The following is a 21,629-nucleotide window of genomic DNA, read 5'->3' on the forward strand; positions in this document are numbered from 1 at the left end:
GTCGAGCAACAACTCGTTCTACCTCGCGTCGCGCGCGCTCACCGAGCAGCACCCGCAGGCCGTGCTCACGCTGCTCGCCGAGCTGAGCCGCGCCGATGCGTGGGTGCAGGCCAACCGCAAGGAGGCGGCGCAGCTGATTTCCGACTTCAGCGGATTGAGCCTCGCGACCACCCATTTGTTCATCTCGCGCCGCCCGGTCTCGCCGGCGGCACCGCTGACGCCGGCGATCGTCGCCGACCAGCAGCGCGTGGCCGATGCGTTCGCGCGGCTCGGCCTTCTCCCGCAGGCGGTGCGCGTCGCCGACATCGTCTGGTCTCCCACTTCGAAGTCCCTATGAAGATCCTCTGGTTCATCCCCACGCACGGCGATTCGCGCTACCTCGGCACCAGCAAGGGCGCGCGCGCCGCGACCTTCGACTATTTCAAGCAGGTCGCGATCGCGGCCGACAGCCTGGGCTACGAAGGCGTGCTGCTGCCGACCGGCCGCTCCTGCGAAGACTCGTGGGTGCTGGCCGCGAGCTTGATCGACGCGACGCGGCGCCTGAAATTCCTGGTCGCGCTGCGGCCGGGGCTGGTGCAGCCGGTGCAGTCGGCGCGCATGGCCGCGACCTTCGACCGCCTGTCGGGCGGCCGCCTGCTGGTGAACCTGGTGACCGGCGGCGATGCCGAAGAGCTGGAGGGCGACGGCCTGTTCCTGCCGCATGCGCAGCGCTATGAACTCTCGCGCGAGTTCCTGACGATCTGGCGCGACGTGCTCGCGAAGAGCCACGACAACGAAGCCGTCAGCCACGACGGCGAGCACCTGCGCGTGAAGGGCGGCAAGGTGCTGTACCCGCCGATCAACAAGCCCTACCCGCCGATCTTCTTCGGCGGTTCGTCGGAAGAAGCGCACGAGCTCGCCGCGCAGCAGCTGGACACCTACCTCACCTGGGGCGAGCCGCCGGCGGCCGTCGCGACCAAGGTGGCCGACATCCGCCAGCGCGCCGCCAAGTACGGCCGCACGCTGGAGTTCGGCATCCGCCTGCACGTGATCGTGCGCGAGACCGAGGATGAAGCCTGGCGCGCCGCGGCCGAACTGGTCTCGCACCTCGACGAAGAGACCGTCGCGCGTGCGCAGCAGAAGTTCGCGCAGATGGATTCGGTCGGCCAGCGCCGCATGGCCGAACTGAACAAGGGCAGATTCAACCCGAAGAACGTGCGCGAAGGGCTGGAGGTGTCGCCGAACCTGTGGGCCGGCGTCGGCCTGGTGCGCGGCGGGGCCGGCACCGCGCTGGTGGGCGATCCGCAGCAGGTGGCCGACCGCATCCAGGAGTACGCCGCCCTCGGGCTGGAGTACTTCATCCTCAGCGGCTACCCGCACCTGGAAGAGGCGCACCGCTTCGCCGAGCTGGTGTTCCCGCTGCTGCCGGTGAACCTGCGCGAACGGCTGGCCGGCCAGGTGCTCACCGGCCCGTTCGGCGAGATTGTCGCCAACACCTACGTGCCCAAGGTTTCGCAGAGCTGATCACCATGCCCGACTTCCGCAGCGTCGACCACGTGCAGTTGCCCATTCCCCTCGGCGGCGCCGTGCGGGCCCGCGCGTTCTACGAGGACGCGCTCGGCCTGCGCGAGGTGCGCGACCCGGAGCTCGACCGCCCCGGCACGCTGCGCTTCTCGCTCGGCTGGCAGCGGCTGGACCTGACCGAGGGCCACTACACCGGCGTCGCGCCGCAGGCCCACCTGGCGCTGCGCGTCGGCGACCTCGACACGATCGTGTTCCGCCTGCAGCGCGCCGGCGTCCGCGTCGACGAGGCGCCGCTGTTCGATGCCAGCCGTGCCTATGTCGAAGACCCGTTCGGCAACCGCCTCGAGTTGATCGAGCCCCACCACCCCGATGCGGAGACGCAGCACCATGTCACGGACATCCGGATCGCGGTTTGAAGCGGCGCGCCGGCGCCTGCTGCCCTGGCTGCTGCCGGTCGCGGTGCTGCTCGCGTGGGAGCTGTCGTCGCGCAGCGGCTGGCTGTCCACGCGCGTGCTGCCGGAGCCGCTGGCCGTCGTGAAGGCGTTCTGGTCGCTGCTGCTGTCCGGCGAGATGGCGCAGCACGTGGCCACCAGCACCGGGCGTGCGCTGGCGGGTTTCGCGATCGGCGGCGGGCTGGGCCTGCTGCTGGGGCTCGCGACCGGCTCGTGGCGCGCGGCCGAGACGCTGCTCGACTCGACGCTGCAGATGGTGCGCAACATCCCGACGCTGGCGCTGATCCCGCTCGTGATCCTGTGGTTCGGCATCGAGGAGTCGGCCAAGCTGTTCCTGGTGTCGCTGGGCGTGTTCTTCCCGGTCTACATCAACACCTTCCACGGCATCCGCTCGGTCGACAAGGGCCTGATCGAGATGGCGCGCAGCTACGGCCTGTCGGGCTGGGCGCTGTACCGGCACGTGATCCTGCCGGGCGCGCTGCCGTCGATCCTGGTCGGCGTGCGTTTCTCGCTCGGCTTCATGTGGGTGATCCTGATCGTCGCCGAGACGATCTCGGCGCAGGCCGGCATCGGCTACATGACGATGAACGCGCGCGAGTTCCTGCAGACCGACGTGGTGCTGGTCGGCATCCTGTTGTATGCGCTGCTCGGCAAGCTGGCCGATGTGCTGGCCAAGGGGTTGGAGCGCTGGTGGCTGCGCTGGAACCCCGCCTACCAGGTGGCGAAATGATGTTCAAGAGGATGGCGATGTTGCCTTCGCAGATCGAGTTCCAGGGACTGGCGTTTTTGGGTGAGTCGGCGGGTGAGTCGGCCGGCGATGCCGTCCTGCGCGAGGCGGATGTCGCCGTGCCGCGCCGCAGCGCGCCGGCCGGCATCGGCATGGGGCTGCAGCTGGACGGCTTGTCGAAGCGCTTCGGCGAACGCGAGGTGCTGTCGGGCATCGACCTGCGCGTCGACCCGGGCGAGTTCGTCGCGATCGTCGGGCGCAGCGGCTGCGGCAAGAGCACGCTGCTGCGGCTGGTGGCCGGGCTGGAAGAGGCGAGCGCCGGCGCGCTGGCGCTCGACGGGGCACCGCTTGCGCAGCACAGGAGCGACCTGCGCTTCATGTTCCAGGACGCGCGGTTGCTGCCGTGGAAGCGGGTGATCGACAACATCGCGCTCGGGTTGGATGCGGCCGACGGACGCGAGCGCGCGCTGGAGGCGCTGGCGCAGGTCGGCCTGGCCGATCGCGCGAACGACTGGCCGGCGGTGCTGTCGGGCGGGCAGCGGCAGCGCGTCGCATTGGCCCGCGCGCTGGTGCACGCACCGCGGCTGCTGCTGCTTGACGAGCCGCTCGGCGCGCTCGACGCGCTGACGCGCATCGAGATGCAGTCGCTGATCGAATCGCTGTGGAAGCGGCACGGCTTCACCGCGCTGCTGGTGACGCACGATGTGTCCGAGGCGGTCGCGCTGGCCGACCGGGTGCTGCTGATCGAGGACCACCGCGTGACGCTGGACGAGCGCATCGCGCTGCCGCGGCCGCGCTCGCGCGGCAATGCGGCGTTCGCGGCGCTGGAGGAGCGGGTGCTGCAGCGGGTGTTGCAGGTTCCGGGACGCGATGAGCCCGAACGCGTGAACTTGTCCCCGGCATCTGAATGGCGCTGGGCTGTGTAGATTGGCCCACCCCGGCGGTGGCAGGCAACTCGCGGCACACTTGGCGCCCATGTCCGCCTCCGAACCCCTGCTGATCGCCTGCCTCTGCGCCGCCTGGTGCGGCACCTGCCGCGACTACGAACCGCTGTTCGACAGCGTGCGCGCCGAGCACCCCGACGCGCAGTTCGCCTGGGTCGACATCGAGGACAACGACGAGGTGCTGGGCCCGATCGACGTCGAGAACTTCCCGACGCTGCTGATCGCCCGCGGCGACCGGCCGCTGTTCTTCGGCACCGTGCTGCCGCATGTGCAGACGTTGTCGCGCCTGGTGCAGAGCGCCGCGGAAGGCAACCTGCCCGGCGTCCGCGAGATGGGCCTCGAAGGCATGCCGGCGCGGATCCGCGCCCTCCAGTCTCATGACGTTTGAATCAGAAAGCGCATAAGAACGGAAGTTTTGATTCGTTTCCCGCGCAAGGCCGGCTGCCTACCATTCGCATCCTCCCCGCGGCTTCGTGCCGCCCACCAGGACGATTTCATGACGACGGCCCGCTTCATTCACCACTCGCTGCTCTCCCTCGCGCTCGCCGCCACGGCGGGCGTCGCTCTCGCCAAGGACATCACGCTGCTCAACGTGTCCTACGACCCGACGCGCGAGCTCTACCAGGAATACAACACCGCCTTCAGCAAGTACTGGAAGGCCAAGACCGGCGACAACGTGACGATCAAGGCCTCGCACGGCGGCTCGGGCAAGCAGGCCCGCTCGGTGATCGACGGCATCGACGCCGACGTGGTCACGCTGGCCCTCGCCTACGACATCGACGAGATCGCCGAACGCGCCAAGCTGCTGCCCACCGGCTGGCAGAAGCGCCTGCAGCACAACAGCACGCCGTACAGCTCCACCTACATCTTCCTGGTGCGCAAGGGCAACCCGAAGGGCATCAAGAACTGGGATGACCTGATCAAGCCGGGCGTCTCGGTGATCACCGCGAACCCGAAGACCTCGGGCGGCGCGCGCTGGGGCTACCTGGCCGCCTACGGCTTCGAGCTGAAGCGCAACGGCGGCAACGACGCGAAGGCCCGCGAGTTCATCTCGAAGGTCTACAAGAACGTGCCGGTGCTCGATTCGGGCGCGCGCGGTGCCACCGTGACCTTCGCCGAGCGCGGCATCGGCGACGTGCTGCTGGCCTGGGAGAACGAGGCCTACCTGTCGCTGAAGGAGTTCGGCGCCGACAAGTTCGACGTCGTCTACCCGCCGATCAGCATCCTGGCCGAGCCGCCGGTGTCGGTGGTCGACAAGGTGGTCGACAAGCGCGGCACCCGCGAGGTCGCCCAGGCTTACCTCGAGTACCTCTACACGCCGGAAGGCCAGGAGATCGCGGCGCACAACTTCTACCGCCCGATCGACCCGAAGGTCGCCGCCAAGTACGAGAAGCAGTTCCCGAAGCTGAACCTGTTCACCATCGACGACGTGTTCGGCGGCTGGACCAAGGCCCAGAAGACGCATTTCGCCGACGGCGGTGTCTTCGACCAGATCTATTCGAAGTGATTTGAAGGAATAGAGCGCAAGTAAGCGCAGGCTTCAAGTGATCGCGGCGGGCGCTTCGGCGTCCCGCCGCGAACTCGCTTGTGCAAAAAACTCATAAGGATTCGCCGATTGAGTCGTTCGCTGTTGCGGTGTCCGTCCGTAACATCGCCGGTCCGATCTGCATGGGCTGCGTCGTTGGCGGCCGAAACACCATGTCCTCACGCCTGTCCCTCCTCCTGTCCTCGGTCGGTGCCGCCGCGCTGTTCGCCTTCGCGCCCGCCCACGCAGCCGGCCCGACGCTGCTGAACGTCAGCTACGACGTCGCCCGCGAGTTCTTCAAGGACATCAACCCGGCGTTCCAGAAGTCCTGGAAGGCCGCGACCGGCGAAGACGTGGCGATCAACCAGTCGCACGGCGGATCGAGCAAGCAGGCGCGTGCCGTGCTCGACGGGCTCGAGGCCGATGTGGTGACGATGAACCAGTCGAGCGACATCGACGTGCTGGCCACCCGCGGCAAGCTGCTGCCGGAAGACTGGGCCAGGCGCCTGCCGAACAATGCGGCGCCGACCACCTCGCTCACCGTGATCCTGGTGCGCAAGGGCAACCCGAAGGGCATCAAGGACTGGGGCGACTTGGCGAAGCCGGGCACCAGCGTCGTGATCCCGAACCCGAAGATCACCGGCAACGGCCGCTACAGCTACGTGGCCGCGTGGGGCTCGGTGATCAAGGCCGGCGGCACACCGGCCCAGGCCCGCGAGCTGGTGCAGAAGATCTTCGCCAACGTGCCGGTGTTCGACGGCGGCGGTCGCGCCGCGACGACGACCTTCGCGCAACGCAACATCGGCGATGCGCTCGCGACCTTCGAATCCGAAGTGAACCTGATCAAGTCGGAGTTCGGCGACAACTTCGAGGTGGTCTACCCGAAGTCGACGATCCTGGCCGAGAACCCGGTCGCGGTGGTCGAGAAGGTGGCCGACAAGAAGGGCACGCGCAAGCAGGCCGAGGCCTACCTCAAGTTCCTGTGGACCGACGAGGCGCAGGAGATCGCCGCCAAGCACCAGCTGCGCCCGCGCAGCGCGGCCATYCTCGCGAAGTACGCGACCGATTTCCCGAAGGTCAACACCTTCACGATCGATGAGGTCTTCGGCGGCTGGACCAAGGCGCAGAAGGAGCATTTCGACGACGGCGCGATCTACGACCAGATCCTCGCCGCCGCGAAGAAGTAAGCGCCTTCCGTGCTGTTCACCCGCACCCTGCTGAAGCGGCACAGCGTGCTGCCGGGCTTCGACCTGGCGCTCGGCTTCACGCTGCTGTACCTGAGCTTCATCGTGCTGCTGCCGCTGTCGGCGGCCTTCCTGAAGACGGCCACGATGACCTGGCCGGCGTTCTGGGACGCCGTCACCGCGCCGCGCGTGCTCGCGTCGTACCGGCTCACCTTCGGCGCATCGTTCGCCGCCGCGCTGATGAACTCGGTGTTCGGGCTCGTCGTCGCGTGGGTGCTGGTGCGCTACGAGTTCCCGTTCAAGCGGCTGATCGATGCGCTGGTCGACCTGCCGTTCGCGCTGCCGACCGCGGTGGCCGGCATCGCGCTGACGGCGCTGTACGCGCAGAACGGCTGGATCGGCCGCTACCTGCCGTTCAAGGTGAGCTTCACGCCGCTCGGCGTGTTCGTGGCCCTCACCTTCATCGGCCTGCCCTTCGTCGTGCGCACGCTGCAGCCGGTGCTCGAAGACCTGCACAAGGAGATCGAGGAGGCCGCGGCCACGCTCGGCGCCTCGCGGCTGCAGACCTTCACGAAGGTGATCTTCCCGATCATCTCGCCGGCGCTGCTCACCGGCTTCGCGCTCGCGTTCGCGCGGGCGCTCGGTGAATACGGCTCGGTGATCTTCATCGCCGGCAACATGCCGCTGATCAGCGAGATCACGCCGCTCTTGATCATCACGAAGCTGGAGCAGTACGACTACACCGGTGCCACCGCGATCGCGGTCGTGATGCTGGTCAGCGCGTTCGCGCTGCTGCTGGCGATCAACGCATTGCAGGCCTGGACGAGAGCGAGGCAGGGACGATGAGCACGGCCGCGATTCCCCGCGACGCCGCGAGCGCGGCCGAGGCCCCGCGCCATCTGCAATCCGCCACCACCGAGCCGGCGTGGGTCAAGTGGACGCTGATCGGCATCGCGCTCGCGTTCCTGACGCTGTTCCTGTTCGTGCCGCTCGCGATCGTGTTCGCCGAGGCGTTCAAGAAGGGCGTCGGCGTCTACTTCGCCGCCATCACCGACCCCGATGCGCTGTCGGCGATCAAGCTGACGCTGATTGCCGCCGGCATCTCGGTGCCGATGAACCTGGTGTTCGGCATCGCCGCCGCCTGGTGCATCGCGAAGTTCGAGTTCCGCGGCAAGAACGTGCTGCTCACGCTGATCGACCTGCCGTTCTCGGTCAGCCCGGTCATCTCGGGCCTGATCTACGTGTTGCTGTTCGGCCTGCAGGGCTGGTGGGGCGAGTGGCTGCGCGACCACGACCTGAAGGTCATCTTCGCGGTGCCGGGCATCGTGCTCGCGACCGTGTTCGTGACCTTCCCGTTCGTCGCGCGCGAACTGATCCCGCTGATGCAGGCGCAGGGCACCGAGCAGGAAGAGGCAGCGCGCGTGCTGGGGGCCAACGGCTGGCAGATCTTCCGGCGCATCACGCTGCCGAACGTCAAGTGGGCGCTGCTGTACGGCGTGATCCTGTGCAATGCGCGCGCGATGGGCGAGTTCGGCGCGGTCAGCGTCGTGTCGGGCCACATCCGCGGGCAGACCAACACGATGCCGCTGCACATCGAGATCCTCTACAACGAGTACCAGTTCGCCGCGGCGTTCGCGGTCGCGTCGCTGCTGGCCGGCCTGGCGCTGGTGACGCTGGTGTTGAAGTACCTGGTCGAGCGCCGTGTGCGCGAGCAGAAGAAGGCGGCCGAGGGCCGCTCGGAATGAGGTTTCCAGAATGAGCATCGAAGTCCGCAACCTGAAGAAGAGCTTCGGCAAGACCGTCGTCTGCGACAACCTGAACCTGGACATCCCGGCCGGCGAACTGGTGGCGCTGCTCGGGCCCTCGGGCTCGGGCAAGACCTCGCTGCTGCGCATCATCGCGGGGCTCGAGGTGCCCGACAGCGGCACCGTGCTGTTCCACGGCGAGGACGCGACGAACACCGACGTGCGCGAGCGCCAGGTCGGCTTCGTGTTCCAGCACTACGCCCTCTTCGGCCACATGACGATCTTCGAGAACGTCGCGTTCGGGCTGCGCGTGCGGCCGAAGGCGACGCGACCGAGCGATGCCGCGATCAAGGCCAAGGTGACCGACCTGCTGAAGCTGGTGCAGCTCGACTGGATCGCCGATCGCTACCCGCACCAGCTGTCGGGCGGCCAGCGCCAGCGCATCGCGCTCGCGCGCGCGCTGGCGGTGGAGCCGAAGGTGCTGCTGCTCGACGAGCCGTTCGGTGCGCTCGATGCCAAGGTGCGCAAGGAACTGCGCCGCTGGCTGCGCCGGCTGCACGACGAGATGCACGTGACGAGCGTGTTCGTCACGCACGACCAGGAAGAGGCGATGGAGGTGGCCGACCGCATCGTCGTGATGAACCAGGGCCGCATCGAGCAGGACGGCCCGCCGGACGAGGTGTACGACCACCCGGCCAGCCCGTTCGTGCTGCAGTTCCTCGGCGACGTGAACCTGTTCCACGGCCGCTTCGGGCGCAGCGGCGCGGGCACGGCGGCCGAGGACGTGAGCTACGTGCGGCCGCACGAGCTGCAGATCCTCGGCTCGGCAGAGGACGGCACGCTGGCGGTGACGCTGTCGCAGGCGCTGACGGTCGGGCCGAACACGCGGCTGGAGTTCAAGCGCGAGGACGACGGCAGCTATGTCGACGTGGAACTGCCGCGCTCGGAGTACCAGGGGCTGCGCGAGAAGCTGCAGCTGGCGACCGGCTCACGCGTGCATCTGAAGCCGCGGCGAGTGCAGCGGTTCGCGAATGACGAACTGCCCGACCCCGCGGCGATGATCTGAGCTCCCCGTTCGGACTGAGCCTGTCGAAGGCCAGCGCAGTCAACGAGCCCGACTATTCCTCGACCGCTTCCCCGTTCAACGACCGTTCCACCGTCTCCCGCGTCAGCGTCGGCGCGAACGCCTCGATGAACGAGTAGACATACCCGCGCAGCCACGTTCYGCGCCGCACCGCGAGCCGCGTCAGGTTCACCGCGAACAGATCCCGCGCGTCGATCGCACGCAGCTGGCGGTCGCGTTCCGGGTCGAACGCGATCGACGCGACGATGCCCACGCCCATGCCGAGCTCGGCATAGGTCTTGATCACGTCGGCATCCATCGCGGTCAGCACCACGCTCGGCTTCAAGCCCTCGGCGGCGAAGGCCTCGTCGATGTGGGTGCGGCCGGTGTAGCCGACGTCGTAGGTGATGATCGGGTAGCGCGCCAGGCGCTGCAGCGTCAGCGGCCCCTCCTGCTTCAGCAGGTCATGGCCGATCGGCACCACCACGCTGTGCGTCCAGCGGTAGCACGGCAGCGCCACCAGCTGCTCGTAGCCGGCCAGCGCCTCGGTCGCGATGCCGATGTCGGCCTCGCCGGACAGCAGCATCTCGGCCACCTGCTTCGGCGACCCCTGGTGCAGGTTCAGCGTGACCTGCGGATACAGCTGGCGGAAGTCGCGCACGACGGCCGGCAGTGCGTAGCGGGCCTGCGAATGGGTCGCGGCGATCGACAGCCGGCCGCTGGTCTGCGCGCTGAACTCGTCGCCGGCGCGGCGCAGGTTCTCGGCATCCAGCAGCAGCCGCTCGACGATCGGCAGCACCGCCTCGCCGGGCGGCGTGAGGCCGGTGAGCCGCTTGCCGGCGCGCACGAAGATCTCGATGCCGAGCTCGTCCTCGAGCTCGCGGATCTGCCGGCTGATGCCGGGCTGGGATGTGTGGAGCACCGCGGCAACCTCGGTCAGGTTGAAGCCGCAGCGCACGGTCTCGCGGACAGACCGCAGTTGCTGGAAATTCATTCGCGTGGGCGCGGCCGCGGGGGTGGCGCGGCGTGCGCATGAGTAGGTGCGTGATTCTGCTGAGCAGTCCTGCGGCCTACAACGAATGTTTGCTTATGACCATATTCGTGTGGGATCAGGACAGCAGCTGCTTGCGCGCCCGGTGCAGCCGCACGAACAGGTTGTCCTCGGTGATCGCCAGTGCCGCACACACCTGCTCGGTCGGCTGGTCGTGCAGCACGCGCAACCGCATCACGTCGCGCAGCCCGGTCGGCAGGGCCTCGATGCGCGCCAGCATCCGGTCGAGCTGCTGGCGCTGCTCGGCGACCTCGTCGGGGCGCGGCTGCGGGCATTCCACCGCGGCGGCGCCGACCGCCTCGCCGTCGTCGTCCAGCCACTGGGCGTCCAGGCTGTCGTGGCCGGCGCGCTGGCGCACCAGGTCGACGATCTTGTTCTTCAGCACCGCCGTCAGCCACGAGCGCAGCGCGGCCCGCCCGCCGAAGCTCGCACGGCCGGTGAGCACGGCCTCGAACACGTCGTGCACCACGTCCTCGGCCAGCATCGGGTCGTGCAGCTTGCGCTGCGCGAAGCGCACCAGGTAGCCGCGGTGCGCCACCACCTCGGGCCAGGACAGGGCTGCCGGCATGAAGGCGGTCGATGCGGAAGCGGCGGCGGTGGCTTGCATGGTGGGCTCCTGGGATCGGTGGTTGTCGATGGAGTGACTGTCGCCACCGCACCTCGCGCGCCCATCGCCGAACATCACAGGAAGATCACATTTGCCTCAGGACGCGGTGGTCCCGCCCTGTAAGAAGCTTCCCGGCCCGCACGACAATCCCCCCATGCCAGCCACCATCCTCGTCGCCGAAGACCAGACCGACATCCGCGATCTGATCGTGCTGAACCTCAGCAATTCGGGTTATGCGGTGACCGCGGTGGCCGACGGCGTCGCGGCGCTGGCCAGCCAGAACGAGCAGGCGAGCGACCTGCTGATCCTCGACCTGATGATGCCGGGCCTGGACGGCCTGGAGGTCTGCAAGGCGCTGCGTGCGCGCGGCCGCAGCACGCCGATCCTGATGCTCACCGCCAAGGCGACCGAGCTCGACCGGGTGCTCGGGCTGGAGCTGGGCGCCGACGACTACCTGACGAAGCCGTTCTCGCTGGCCGAGCTGCTGGCGCGCGTGAAGGCGCTGCTGCGCCGTGCCGACCTGCTGCGCGCCGCGCAGGCCGGCGCGCAGGCGCAGGCCAGCACGCTGCGCAACGGCGACCTGGAGATCCTGCCGACCAAGCGCCAGGTGCGCTACCGCGGCGACGAGATCGACTTCACCGCGCTCGAGTTCGACCTGCTGCTGCACTTCGCGAGCCACCCGGGGCATGTGTTCTCGCGCGGGCAGCTGCTGAATGCCGTGTGGGGCTACACGCACGACGGCTACGAGCACACCGTCACCACGCACATCAACCGGCTGCGCGCCAAACTCGAGGCCGATCCGATGCGCCCGCAGCTGATCCTCACGGTGCGCGGCGCCGGCTACAAGATGCGCGAGGCGCCGCGGTAAATGAGCGTTCGCCTCAAGATCGCGCTGACCATCCTCGCGACCGGCCTGGTCACCGCGCTCGCGGTGATCGCCACCGTCGCCTTCGCGTTCCAGCGCTTCGAGCACGAGACCACCTACCAGCGCGCGACGCTGTTCCTCGGCCGGGTCGTCGCGATGTACGACAACCTGTTCGAGATGCGCGAACTGCATCCACAGGACTTCGACGGCTTCCTGAAGAACCTGGTGCTGTTCGAGCCCGACACCCAGCTCTACCTGCTCGACGTGCAGGGCACCGTGCTCGCGAGCACCGGCTCGGCGAAGCTCGCGCCGGGCTTTCGCGTCGCGATCGATCCGGTGCGACAGGCGGTGTCGTCGCAGGCCTCGTCGTACGTGATGGGCGACGACCCCGAGCGCATGGACGCCGATGCGGTGATCGCCGCGCGGCCGATCCGCCGCCCGCTGATCCGCAGCGGCGACAACCTCGCCGGCTACCTGTACCTGGTGGCGCACAAGGCCGACCTGCCGGCCGACCGCTGGCAGGTGCTGAGCGCGAGCCTCGCGCGGCCGGCGCTCGGGCTGATCGCCGGCATCGTGATGGTGACGACGCTGCTCGCGGCGATGGTCATCGCCTCGGTGACGCGCCCGCTGCGGCGGCTGACCGATGCGGTCGCGATGCTGTCCGAGAAAGGCCTGCAGCACGGCGCGGCCGATGCGCAGCCGCTGCTGCCGCCGGCCACCGCCGACGAGTTCGGGCAGCTGACGCGTGCGTTCGGCGCGATGCTCGCGACACTGCAGCGGCAGTGGAACGCGTTGAGCCGGCTCGATCATTTCCGGCGCGAGGCGGTCAGCAACCTGTCGCACGACCTGCGCTCGCCGCTGACCGCGACCGATGCCTGCCTGGAGACGCTGGAGGCGCGCTGGGCCGGCGATGCGGCACGCACCGAAGACCGCCGGCTGGTGGAGGTGGCGCTGCGCAACACGCGCAATGCGTCGCGCCTGGTGAAGGCGCTCGGCGACCTCGCGACGCTCGACGAGCCGAGCTTCCAGCTGCGCGCCGAGCAGGTCGACCTGCGCGAGCTGCTCAACGACATCGAGATGCGCTTCGCCGAGCGCGCGGCGCAGTCGGGCGTCGAGCTGCGGGCCGAACTGGGCGAGGCGCCGGTGCCGGCCCAGGTCGACGTCGAGCTGTTCGAGCGCGCGATCGCGAACCTGGTCGACAACGCGCTGAAGTTCTGCGGCCGCGGCTGCCGCGTGACGCTCGCGGCCGCCCGCGCCGGCACGCAGGCCGAGGTCAGCATCAGCGACACCGGCCCGGGCATCCCGGCCACCGACCTGCCGCATCTGTTCGATCGCTTCTACCAGGCGCGCACCAATGTGGCACCCGCCACCGGCGAAGGCGGCAGGGGCCTCGGGCTCGCGATCGTGAAGCGCATCACGGAGCTGCATGGCGGCGACGTGGCCGTGGAGAGCCCTTCCGGGCAGGGCACGCGCGTGATCCTGCGCATCCCGTTGCTGCGGGACAGCGCTGCCCTGTAACGGTGCAGGAAAACACCTAGTGCGTGCGTGGGGGCCTGCTCCCAAAATCCGCCCACTCGCGGCCGACATCCCCGGATGACCGGCTGGGCGGGGGACTGAGGAGACAGACACAACGCATCCGAGGGTCGCGTCAAGAACGCGTTCAAGGCTGCGACACACCGACAGGCCGGCGCTCCAGAGAGCGACCGGACCGATGACAAAATGCGAAGGGCGCCAGGTGATCCTGGCGCCCTTTCCCATTCTGGATTCCCTGTCTTCCCCGTCCCTGCATGCTCGATCTCGTCACGGTCACCCTCGCCTCCCTGTTCGCGGGCTTCATCGATGCCATCGTCGGCGGCGGCGGGTTGATCCTGGTGCCGGCGCTGTTCAGCGTCTACCCGAGCGCCGCGCCGGCCACGCTGCTGGGCACCAACAAGGGTGCGGGCGTCTGGGGCACCGGCTGGGCGACCGCGCAGTTCGCGAAGCGCGTGCAGCTGCAGTGGAGCGCGCTGCTGCCGGCGGCGGGGGCGGCACTGATCGGCGGGCTGGGCGGTGCGTGGACCGTCACGCTGGTCAGCGCCGACGGCCTGCGCAAGGCGCTGCCGCTGATCCTGATCGGCGTGCTGGCGTACACGCTGGCGCGCAAGGACATGGGCCGCACGCACGCACCGCTGCACAGCGGGCGCACGCAGGCGCTGGTGGCCAGCGGCATCGGCCTGGTGATCGGCTTCTACGACGGCTTCTTCGGCCCCGGCACCGGCAGCTTCTTCGTGTTCCTGTTCGTGCGCTTGCTCGGCTACGACTTCCTGAACGCGAGCGCGAGCGCGAAGCTGCTGAACACCGCGACCAACCTGGCCGCGCTCGCGCTGTTCGCGATCAAGGGCCATGTGTGGTGGCACATCGCGCTGACGATGGCGGTGGCCAACGTGATCGGCAGCCTGCTCGGCACGCGGCTCGCGCTGAAGCACGGTGCGGGCTTCGTGCGCGGGGTGTTCATCGCGGTGGTGTCGGCGCTGATCCTCAAGACGGGGTGGGATGCGTTCCTGAAATAGGGACTGAAATCGAAAAGCGGGCGGATTTCCCACCCTGTTCGACGGATCGCCGCCGGGTCGGCTGCGTAGCATCGACCGTGAAGAACTGCTTTGACCCGGATTTCGCCATGCCCCCCATCGATCCCAAGCTGCGTTCGCTGAACATCGACGTGCCCGCCCAGCCGGAAGCGCTGGTGAAGTTGTCCCTGCTGCTCGCCGAGGACGACGTGAACCTGCAGGCGCTCGCCCGCCTGATCGAGAGCGACATGGCGCTCGCATCGGCCGTGCTGAAGGCGGTGAACTCGTCGCTGTACGGGCTGAAGGGGCGCGTGCAAAGCGTGCAGCAGGCCGTCACCTACCTCGGCACGCGCGAAGTCGCGGCCGTCACCTTCGAGATGGGCCTGCGCGCGGTGTTCCCGCCGGCGCCCGAACTGGAGCCGCTGTGGCAGCGCGCCAGCGTGCGCGGCCTGCTGATGGGTCGCATCGGCCAGGTGCTGAGCGTCGATCCGTGGGGCGCGCATTCGGCCGGGCTGTTCGAGGAATGCGGCAAGGCGGTGCTGTTCAAGCATTCGCAAGCCATCTACCAGCCGATGCTCGCGTCGGCCGCCGACGACACCGAGCTGATGTACCTGGAGCACCAGGCCTTCGGGGTCAGCCACGACCTGCTCGGCGCGGCGCTGTGCGAGAGCTGGGGCCTGGCTGCCGCGGCCGTCGCCAGCGTGCGCCATCATGTGACGGTGAACGCGACGCGCGAGCTGCCGCCGCAGGTGCCGCGGCGCTCGATCTGCGCGCTGTCGGCGCTGGCGAATGCGCTGATGACCGACCCGGATTCGCTCGAGGAAGTGGCGCGCGCGGTGGCGCCGCAGGCTTTGCTGGACGAGACGCTGGTGCTGCGCGGCGCCCGGAAAGTCAAACAGCAGATCGAGGACGCAGAAGCCCGCTAGAGGAATGACGACCCCTGGGTCGACGGGTACGTCGACCGATCCCCCAAGGGGATGCGGGCCGGCTTGGGGCGGCCCGGCGCTCGGCCCGCAGGCGCTCACACGCGCCGCGTCGTCTCCCGCACGATCAGCTCCAGCGGCGGCACCTGCACCTCTTCGGCGGTGTGGCCGAGCATGCCGAGCAGCGCGTGCGCGGCAAACAGACCCATCTCGTAGATCGGCTGGCGCACCGTCGTGATCGGTGGCGTCAGGTAGGCCGCGGCCGGCAGGTCGTCGACACCGACCAGCGACACGTCGTCCGGCACGCGGATGCCGCGGCGGTACAGCACCACCCGCGCGCCGAACRCCGACTGGTCGTTCGCGCAGAACACCGCGGTGAACGAGCGCCCGCCGTCGAGCAGCCGCGTCATCGCGAACAGGCCGCCCGGCTCGGTGAAGTCGCCCTGCACCACCAGCTCGGGATCGGGCGTCAGCCCCGCCTCTTCGTGCGCCTGCAGGTAGCCCTGGTAGCGGTCCTTCGCGTCGTCGTGGTCGCGCACGCCGGCGATGTGGGCGATGCGCCGGTGCCCGAGCGAGATCAGGTGGCGCGTGGCCAGGTAGCCGCCGCGCACCTGGTCGAGCTTGATCGCGATGATGTTGTGGCTGTCGAGGTGGCGGCCGGTCACGACGATCGGCTGGTGGCGCGCGAACTCGACGATCTGCGCGTCGTCCATGTGGCCGGTCAGGATCACGACGCCGTCGATGCGGCGCGTCATCAGCAGCCGCACCCGCTCGGCTTCTTCGCGCGCATCCCAGTGGCCGCTGACGATGATCGGCGCATAGCCGCTGCCCAGCAGCCCGGTCTCGATGCCCTTCATCGCCCGCGTGTAGAACGGGCTCTCGATGTCCTGCGCCAGGATGCCGATGGTCATCGTGGTGCCGGTCTTCAGGCTGCGCGCGAACAGGTTGGGCTTGAAATCGAGCTTGCTGATGGCGGTTTCAACCGCCTGCCGCTTGTCGGAGGTGACACGGGCAGTGCCGTTCAGGATGCGCGACACCGTGCTGGGCGAGACCCCGGCCTCGCGCGCCACGTCGAGCAGGGTCACGGCAGCCGGCACAGTCAGGGGCGAACGTACGATCGGACGGGTCACGGTGGGCTGTGGCGAGAGGGCGATTCGCGATTTTGCATGGGGTTTCAAGTATGGCAACGTTTTCAGAGCCTTGCCCAAACCAGATGGCACCATGAGCGGGATCGATGGCCCGCCTCCGGGAGGCTCAAATGTGTGCTGGCGCAACGGACGATGGCCGAAGCGCCAGCTGCAAATGGCGCCAATGCTGGCTTGCAGCGCCATTGTGAAACCGGGAACACGGGCGCGGCACGGCGCGCCACCTCGGGGATTTCCCCAATCTCGAACGTCTTGACCGATGGTGTCGTGACGTTTCTAATTCGCTTCGATCTGAAATCGATTTCAGAAATGACGGCAGATTCAGGGGATCAGAACTGTCCGAATTCCCCACAGGGTGAGTCCGGAGAGGACTTTCCCTCATTGGTATGTCAGCCCGGGTTTTGTCGATTGACACCCAGGCGCGTCGCCGCTGAAATCGTTTGCAGAAGTGAAATCGATTTCAGCCGAGCCGATCTGGCCGAAGTTCGACCCCGTGTCAGGCACGAGCCTGTACAAAAGCCGACGGAGCAAAGGCAGCCCGCCCGGCGTCCACAAAGACCTTAGGAGACCCGACGTGACACGACTGATGAAACCCCTGCTGCTGTGCGCAGCGCTGGCGATGGCCGGAGCCGTTTCGGCGCAGACCACGACGACGCTGACGGTGGCGTCCTTCCCGAGCTTCGACCTGGCCGTCAAGGCCGCGATCCCGCTCTACAAGAAGCTGCACCCCGAGGTCGAGATCAAGCTGACCAGCCTGGCCTTCGGCGACCACCACACCGCGATGACGACGGCGCTGGCCACCGGCGCGAACGTGCCGGACGTGATGGCGGTGGAAGTCGGCTTCATCGGCAAGTTCGCCGAATCGGGCGGCCTGGAGGACCTGGGCAAGGCGCCGTACAACGGCCTGCAGTACCAGTCGAAGATCGCCAAGTTCACCGTGCCGCAGGGCATGAGCGGCAGCGGCGCGCTGGCCGCGATGCCGGCCGACATCGGCCCGGGCGCCCTCTTCTACCGCAAGGACCTGCTCGACAAGGCCGGCGTCAGCGAGGCTGACCTGACCAAGAGCTGGGAGTCGTACATCGAATCGGGCAAGAAGGTGAAGGCCGCGACCGGCGCCTACCTGCTCGCCAACGCGGTGGACATCAAGGACATCTACATCCGCTCCGGCCTGAAGGACGGCGAGGGCATCTTCTTCGACAAGAAGGGCACGCCGCTGATCAACACGCCGCGCTTCCAGAAGGGCTTCGAGCTCGCCAAGGCGGCCCGCACCGCCGGCATCGACGCCAAGATCGCCGCCTGGTCCAACGAGTGGAGCGAAGGCTTCAAGCGCGACAAGGTGGCCTCGCAGATGATGGGGGCCTGGCTGGCCGGCCACCTGTCGAACTGGCTGGCGCCGGAGTCCAAGGGCAAGTGGCGTTCGGCGCAGCTGCCCAACGGCGCGTTCGCCTCGTGGGGCGGCTCGTTCTACGCGATCCCGAAGAAGGCGGCGAACAAGGCCGCGGCCTGGGACTTCATCAAGTTCATGAGCCTGGACAAGGGCATGCAGATCGAGGCCTTCCGCAGCCTGGACGCGTTCCCGTCGCTGATCGAGGCGCAGAGCGATCCCTTCCTCGACCAGCCGATCGAGTACCTGGGCGGCCAGAAGGCGCGCCAGCTGTGGAAGGTGTCGGCCGACAAGATCAAGGCGATCGCCGTCGACAAGTACGACCCGGTGGCCAACGATGTCGTGAATGCCGAGCTGGACAAGGTGCTCGAGCAGAACAAGGACATCAAGACCGCCCTGGCGGACGCACAGGAGCAGGTCAAGAAGCGCGTGCGCCGCTGACCCGCTGCGTCTGACTCACGTCTGATCTTCCGCTGAACGACCGGGCACGGCGCGCGCCGCCCTRCCCGGTCTGCACCCGACACCATGCAGGCCATGCCCAAACCCACGGTCCCGGCGACCCCGGACCCGACGACGCCGCTCGCTGCGCAGCCCGGCACGCGCAAGCGCCGCCGCAGCTTCCGCGACATCGCGCCGTACGTGTTCATCAGCCCGTTCTTTATCCTGTTCCTGGTGTTCGGGCTGTTCCCGCTGCTGTTCTCGATCTTCATGTCGTTCCACCGCTGGGAGCCGGCGGCCGGGCTGGAGGCGATGCAGTGGGTGGGCCTGGAGAACTACATCTACGTCGTCACCAACGACGACTGGTTCCGCAAGTCGCTCTACAACACGGTGTGGATGGCGATCGTGTCGGGCGTGCCGCAGCACCTGGTGGCGCTGCCGCTGGCGTTCTTCCTGCACACCGCGTTCGGCCGCTGGCGCAACGCGGTGGTCGGCGCGTACTTCCTGCCGTTCATCACGTCGACGGTGGCGATCTCGCTGGTGTTCTCGTCGCTGTTCTCGCGCGACTACGGCGTGGTCAACGCGGCGCTGGGCGCGATGTCGCAGGTGCCGGTGATCGGCTGGCTGTTCCCGGCGCAGAACATCGACTGGGGGCAGCCGTACTACACGAAGTGGATGATCTCGTTCGTCGTGTGGTGGCGCTATGTCGGCTTCAACACCGTGCTGTACCTGTCGGCGATCCAGACGATCCCGAAGGACCTGTTCGAGGCCGCGACGATGGACGGCGCGAAGGCCTGGCAGCAGTTCCGCTACGTGACGCTGCCGATGCTCAAGCCGATGATCTTCTTCGCGGTCACGCTGACCATCATCGGCAACCTGCAGCTGTTCGAGGAGCCCTTCATCCTGACCGGCGGCACCGGCGGCCTGGACCAGGCCGGCAAGACGGCGGCGATGCACATGTACGCGACCGCCTTCATCGACAACGATTTCGGTACTGCGTCGAGCATCGCGTGGCTGCTGTTCATGGTGATCGCGGTCGTCACCTGGGCCAACAACCGCCTGCTGGGCGAGAAGAAGGCCTGACGCGATGAGCTCGACTTCCATCCGCTTCGCCAACCCGGCCACCGCTGCGAGCGCCTATGCCATCGTGCTCGGCGGTGCGCTGCTGATGCTGGCGCCGTTCTACTTCATGTTCGTGTTCGCGACGCATTCGAACCGCGAGATCCTGTCGGTGCCGCCGCCGCTGTGGTTCGGCGATGCCTTCATCGACAACCTGAAGCTGCTGCTCGACCGCCTGCCGTTCTTCTGGCGCAACCTCAGCTGGAGCCTGTACATCGCCGTCGCGGTCACTGCGCTGAACCTGCTGTTCTGCTCGCTGGCCGGCTTCGCGTTCGCGATGTACGACTTCAGGCACAAGGACCGGTTGTTCGCCTTCGTGATGGCGACGCTGCTGTTGCCGAGCTTCGTCGGGATGATCCCGACGGCGCTGACGATGAGCTGGCTGGGCTGGCTGAACCAGCCGAAGGCGCTGATCGTGCCGGCGGCCTGCGGGGCGCTGGGCATCTTCATGATGCGGCAGTACATCGGCTCGGCGATTCCGCGCGACCTGGTCGATGCCGCGCGCATCGACGGCTGCGGCGAGTTCGGCATCTACCTGCGCATCATCGTGCCGCTGATCGGCCCGGCGCTGGGCACGCTCGGCCTGGTCACCTTCATCGGTGCGTGGAACAACTTCCTCGGGCCGCTGATCGTGATGCGCGACATGGAGATGTTCACCGTGCCGCTCGCGCTGCGTTCGCTGCAGGGCACCGGCCAGACGCCGTGGGGCGCGATCTGCGCCGGCTCGTCGATCGCGGTGCTGCCGCTGCTCGTGATGTTCGTGTTGGCCTCGCGCCGGCTGATCGAAGGGCTGACCGCCGGTGCGGTCAAGGCCTGACCTGTTTCATCTCAAGGATTCCGACCCGTGACCGACCCGAAATTTCCCCGCGGCTTCGCGTGGGGCGTTGCCACCAGCGCCTACCAGATCGAAGGTGCGGCCCGTGAGGACGGCCGCGGCCCGTCGATCTGGGACACGTTCTCGCACACGCCGGGCAAGACCTTCGAGGGCCACACCGGCGACGTCGCCTGCGACCACTACCACCGCTGGTCCGACGACGTCGAGCTGATCGCCGGCCTGGGCGTCGACAGCTACCGCTTCTCGATCGCGTGGCCGCGCGTGCAGCCGCTCGGCCATGGCGCCTGGAACGACAAGGGCCTGGCGTTCTACGACCGGCTGGTCGACCGGCTGCTCGAGCGCGGCATCGCGCCGCACGCGACGCTGTACCACTGGGACCTGCCGCAGGGGCTGCAGGATCTAGGTGGCTGGGGCTCGCGCGACACCGCGTACCGCTTCGCCGAGTACGCCGAGGTGATGGGCCGCCGGCTGGGCGACCGGGTGGCGAGCATCGCCACGCACAACGAGCCGTGGTGCACCGCCTTCCTCGGCAACGGCAACGGCCAGTTCGCACCGGGCTTCAAGGACCCGCAGCTGACGGTGCAGGTCGCGCACCACCTGCTGCTGTCGCACGGCCTCGCGCTGCAGGCGATGCGCGCGGCCGGCGTGAAGGCGCCGCTGGGCATCGTGCTGAACCAGTCGCCGGCGACGCCCGCCACCGGCAGCGCGACCGACATCGCACTCGCCGAGCGCGAGTACGCGACCTTCGTGCGCTGGTACATGGACCCGATCTTCCTGAAGCGCTACCCGACGGCCCCCGGTGTGCACCTGTACCCGGTCACTCATGAAAACGATTTCGACGTGATCGCGCAGAAGCTCGATTTCCTCGGCGTCAACTACTACACGCGGATCTGGGCCTCGAGCGAGGACCCGCCGCGCCCGGCGCCGAAGCTGCGTGGCGAGAGCGACATGGGCTGGGAGAACTACCCGCAGGGGTTGACCGAGCTGCTGGTGAAGATCCACGGCGACTACCCGTTGCCGCCGGTGTGGATCACCGAGAACGGCACGGCCTGCGCGGACCGGCTGGTGGAAGGCAAGGTGGCCGACCCGCAGCGCATCGACTACCTGAGCAGCCACCTGGGGGCGGTGCGCGATGCGATCGCCCAGGGCGTGGACGTGCGCGGCTTCTTCTACTGGAGCCTGCTCGACAACTACGAGTGGAACTCCGGCTACGCGAAGCGCTTCGGGCTGGTGCACGTCGACTACGCGACGCAGCAGCGCACGCTGAAGGACAGCGCCCATTGGTACCGCGAGTTCATCGCGCGGTCTCGGAGTGGGGGGTGAGATGACGGCGTTCGATCTTTCGAGCGGCAAAGGCGCATGTGCGGAGACGACAGCGGACTTCGTCGAACACGCTCCGACCGGCGGCTGCGGCTGGGGGTATGGCCGGGAGGCGATTTCTGGGGCGACGAGAAGTGCGGCATTTGGCGGTGGCGTGCGCAGCACGCTTCGTGAACTGACTCATCGCCACTGTTTGACCACAGCGAACGAAGTGAGCGGAGGGAGTTTGGCGATGCACCGCCAAATGCCGCAC

General features: G+C 68.2%; 22 protein-coding genes and 1 pseudogene. 20 read left to right on the forward strand and 3 right to left on the reverse strand.

Features of this window, described 5'->3' with window-relative positions; all coding sequences use genetic code 11:
• The 11 genes and pseudogenes from AC1D12_RS04405 to AC1D12_RS04455 all read left to right on the forward strand — a co-directional run.
• Positions 1-337 (forward strand): annotated as a pseudogene (locus tag AC1D12_RS04405) (aliphatic sulfonate ABC transporter substrate-binding protein); the annotation flags it as partial.
• Positions 334-1,503, forward strand: a complete 1,170-nt coding sequence (gene ssuD, locus AC1D12_RS04410) for an FMNH2-dependent alkanesulfonate monooxygenase (protein WP_477824505.1) — start codon at positions 334-336, stop codon at positions 1,501-1,503. The pseudogene AC1D12_RS04405 and the gene ssuD, both read left to right, overlap by 4 nt.
• Before the next feature lie 5 nt (positions 1,504-1,508).
• Complete coding sequence (locus tag AC1D12_RS04415) at positions 1,509-1,919, forward strand: VOC family protein (RefSeq protein WP_052204129.1); 411 nt, start codon at positions 1,509-1,511, stop codon at positions 1,917-1,919.
• The gene (gene ssuC, locus AC1D12_RS04420; RefSeq protein WP_047503953.1) at positions 1,891-2,685 is read left to right on the forward strand and encodes an aliphatic sulfonate ABC transporter permease SsuC; all 795 of its coding nucleotides are present in this window, start codon (positions 1,891-1,893) and stop codon (positions 2,683-2,685) included. Before AC1D12_RS04415 ends, ssuC begins: the two co-directional genes overlap by 29 nt.
• Positions 2,686-2,702: 17 nt before the next feature.
• Positions 2,703-3,608, forward strand: coding sequence for an ATP-binding cassette domain-containing protein (locus AC1D12_RS04425; protein WP_477824504.1), 906 nt, complete (start codon positions 2,703-2,705; stop codon positions 3,606-3,608).
• Positions 3,609-3,657: 49 nt separating this feature from the next.
• Positions 3,658-4,014 (forward strand): thioredoxin family protein, encoded by a 357-nt coding sequence (locus AC1D12_RS04430; protein WP_465110169.1) that lies wholly within the window; start codon positions 3,658-3,660, stop codon positions 4,012-4,014.
• Positions 4,015-4,122: 108 nt separating this feature from the next.
• The gene (locus AC1D12_RS04435) at positions 4,123-5,133 is read left to right on the forward strand and encodes a sulfate ABC transporter substrate-binding protein (RefSeq protein ID WP_477839038.1); all 1,011 of its coding nucleotides are present in this window, start codon (positions 4,123-4,125) and stop codon (positions 5,131-5,133) included.
• A gap of 191 nt (positions 5,134-5,324) precedes the next feature.
• Positions 5,325-6,338 carry a sulfate ABC transporter substrate-binding protein gene (locus AC1D12_RS04440; protein ID WP_477839040.1) on the forward strand — a complete coding sequence of 338 codons (1,014 nt, stop codon included), beginning with the start codon at positions 5,325-5,327 and terminating at the stop codon, positions 6,336-6,338.
• Between the two features lie 9 nt (positions 6,339-6,347).
• The gene (cysT, locus tag AC1D12_RS04445) at positions 6,348-7,181 is read left to right on the forward strand and encodes a sulfate ABC transporter permease subunit CysT (protein ID WP_477824501.1); all 834 of its coding nucleotides are present in this window, start codon (positions 6,348-6,350) and stop codon (positions 7,179-7,181) included.
• Positions 7,178-8,080, forward strand: a complete 903-nt coding sequence (cysW, locus tag AC1D12_RS04450; protein ID WP_477824500.1) for a sulfate ABC transporter permease subunit CysW — start codon at positions 7,178-7,180, stop codon at positions 8,078-8,080. The genes cysT and cysW overlap by 4 nt, the downstream gene beginning before the upstream one ends.
• Positions 8,081-8,090: 10 nt before the next feature.
• Positions 8,091-9,146 carry a sulfate/molybdate ABC transporter ATP-binding protein gene (locus AC1D12_RS04455; protein WP_047503969.1) on the forward strand — a complete coding sequence of 352 codons (1,056 nt, stop codon included), beginning with the start codon at positions 8,091-8,093 and terminating at the stop codon, positions 9,144-9,146.
• 52 nt (positions 9,147-9,198) lie between these two features.
• Here AC1D12_RS04455 and AC1D12_RS04460 read toward each other — a convergent pair whose 3' ends face one another.
• Positions 9,199-10,137, reverse strand: a complete 939-nt coding sequence (locus AC1D12_RS04460) for a CysB family HTH-type transcriptional regulator (protein ID WP_477839042.1) — start codon at positions 10,135-10,137, stop codon at positions 9,199-9,201.
• A 115-nt stretch (positions 10,138-10,252) separates the two neighbouring features.
• Positions 10,253-10,801, reverse strand: a complete 549-nt coding sequence (locus tag AC1D12_RS04465) for an RNA polymerase sigma factor (protein ID WP_477824499.1) — start codon at positions 10,799-10,801, stop codon at positions 10,253-10,255.
• Positions 10,802-10,955: 154 nt separating this feature from the next.
• On the opposite strand from AC1D12_RS04465, the gene AC1D12_RS04470 reads away from it, so the two are divergent.
• The 4 genes from AC1D12_RS04470 to AC1D12_RS04485 all read left to right on the forward strand — a co-directional run bounded on the left by AC1D12_RS04470 (position 10,956) and on the right by AC1D12_RS04485 (position 15,138).
• Positions 10,956-11,669 carry a response regulator gene (locus tag AC1D12_RS04470; protein ID WP_047503978.1) on the forward strand — a complete coding sequence of 238 codons (714 nt, stop codon included), beginning with the start codon at positions 10,956-10,958 and terminating at the stop codon, positions 11,667-11,669.
• On the forward strand, positions 11,670-13,184 hold the full coding sequence (locus tag AC1D12_RS04475; protein ID WP_477824498.1) for a sensor histidine kinase: 1,515 nt from the start codon (positions 11,670-11,672) through the stop codon (positions 13,182-13,184). It begins immediately after the preceding gene.
• 269 nt (positions 13,185-13,453) lie between these two features.
• Entirely contained in the window at positions 13,454-14,215 is a 762-nt protein-coding gene (locus tag AC1D12_RS04480; protein WP_477824497.1) for a TSUP family transporter, read from the forward strand.
• 107 nt (positions 14,216-14,322) lie between these two features.
• On the forward strand, positions 14,323-15,138 hold the full coding sequence (locus tag AC1D12_RS04485) for an HDOD domain-containing protein (RefSeq protein ID WP_047503988.1): 816 nt from the start codon (positions 14,323-14,325) through the stop codon (positions 15,136-15,138).
• Between the two features lie 95 nt (positions 15,139-15,233).
• Here AC1D12_RS04485 and AC1D12_RS04490 read toward each other — a convergent pair whose 3' ends face one another.
• Positions 15,234-16,220: a LacI family DNA-binding transcriptional regulator gene (locus AC1D12_RS04490; protein ID WP_477839043.1), complete on the reverse strand. Its 987-nt coding sequence runs from the start codon at positions 16,218-16,220 to the stop codon at positions 15,234-15,236.
• Positions 16,221-16,854: 634 nt separating this feature from the next.
• On the opposite strand from AC1D12_RS04490, the gene AC1D12_RS04495 reads away from it, so the two are divergent.
• The 5 genes from AC1D12_RS04495 to AC1D12_RS04515 all read left to right on the forward strand — a co-directional run.
• On the forward strand, positions 16,855-18,105 hold the full coding sequence (locus tag AC1D12_RS04495; RefSeq protein WP_465110178.1) for an ABC transporter substrate-binding protein: 1,251 nt from the start codon (positions 16,855-16,857) through the stop codon (positions 18,103-18,105).
• A 93-nt stretch (positions 18,106-18,198) separates the two neighbouring features.
• Positions 18,199-19,185 (forward strand): carbohydrate ABC transporter permease, encoded by a 987-nt coding sequence (locus AC1D12_RS04500; RefSeq protein WP_047504196.1) that lies wholly within the window; start codon positions 18,199-18,201, stop codon positions 19,183-19,185.
• A 4-nt stretch (positions 19,186-19,189) separates the two neighbouring features.
• Complete coding sequence (locus AC1D12_RS04505) at positions 19,190-20,038, forward strand: carbohydrate ABC transporter permease (protein ID WP_465110180.1); 849 nt, start codon at positions 19,190-19,192, stop codon at positions 20,036-20,038.
• A gap of 27 nt (positions 20,039-20,065) precedes the next feature.
• Entirely contained in the window at positions 20,066-21,379 is a 1,314-nt protein-coding gene (locus tag AC1D12_RS04510; protein ID WP_477824495.1) for a GH1 family beta-glucosidase, read from the forward strand.
• 1 nt (position 21,380) lies between these two features.
• A partial coding sequence (locus AC1D12_RS04515) for a hypothetical protein (protein WP_477839046.1) occupies positions 21,381-21,629 on the forward strand: 249 nt, incomplete at its 3' end.

It is taken from the genome of Rhizobacter sp. P1_G5 (assembly GCF_056405435.1).

Coding starts and splice junctions, on each gene's coding strand:
- cysW (WP_477824500.1), top strand. CDS start 7,178: ATGAGCACGGCCGCGATTCCCCGCGACGCCGCGAGCGCGGCCGAGGCC.
- AC1D12_RS04415 (WP_052204129.1), top strand. CDS start 1,509: ATGCCCGACTTCCGCAGCGTCGACCACGTGCAGTTGCCCATTCCCCTC.
- AC1D12_RS04465 (WP_477824499.1), bottom strand. CDS start 10,801: ATGCAAGCCACCGCCGCCGCTTCCGCATCGACCGCCTTCATGCCGGCA.
- AC1D12_RS04470 (WP_047503978.1), top strand. CDS start 10,956: ATGCCAGCCACCATCCTCGTCGCCGAAGACCAGACCGACATCCGCGAT.
- AC1D12_RS04425 (WP_477824504.1), top strand. CDS start 2,703: ATGTTGCCTTCGCAGATCGAGTTCCAGGGACTGGCGTTTTTGGGTGAG.
- AC1D12_RS04430 (WP_465110169.1), top strand. CDS start 3,658: ATGTCCGCCTCCGAACCCCTGCTGATCGCCTGCCTCTGCGCCGCCTGG.
- AC1D12_RS04455 (WP_047503969.1), top strand. CDS start 8,091: ATGAGCATCGAAGTCCGCAACCTGAAGAAGAGCTTCGGCAAGACCGTC.
- AC1D12_RS04505 (WP_465110180.1), top strand. CDS start 19,190: ATGAGCTCGACTTCCATCCGCTTCGCCAACCCGGCCACCGCTGCGAGC.
- ssuD (WP_477824505.1), top strand. CDS start 334: ATGAAGATCCTCTGGTTCATCCCCACGCACGGCGATTCGCGCTACCTC.
- AC1D12_RS04435 (WP_477839038.1), top strand. CDS start 4,123: ATGACGACGGCCCGCTTCATTCACCACTCGCTGCTCTCCCTCGCGCTC.
- ssuC (WP_047503953.1), top strand. CDS start 1,891: ATGTCACGGACATCCGGATCGCGGTTTGAAGCGGCGCGCCGGCGCCTG.
- AC1D12_RS04485 (WP_047503988.1), top strand. CDS start 14,323: ATGCCCCCCATCGATCCCAAGCTGCGTTCGCTGAACATCGACGTGCCC.
- AC1D12_RS04480 (WP_477824497.1), top strand. CDS start 13,454: ATGCTCGATCTCGTCACGGTCACCCTCGCCTCCCTGTTCGCGGGCTTC.
- AC1D12_RS04475 (WP_477824498.1), top strand. CDS start 11,670: ATGAGCGTTCGCCTCAAGATCGCGCTGACCATCCTCGCGACCGGCCTG.
- AC1D12_RS04500 (WP_047504196.1), top strand. CDS start 18,199: ATGCCCAAACCCACGGTCCCGGCGACCCCGGACCCGACGACGCCGCTC.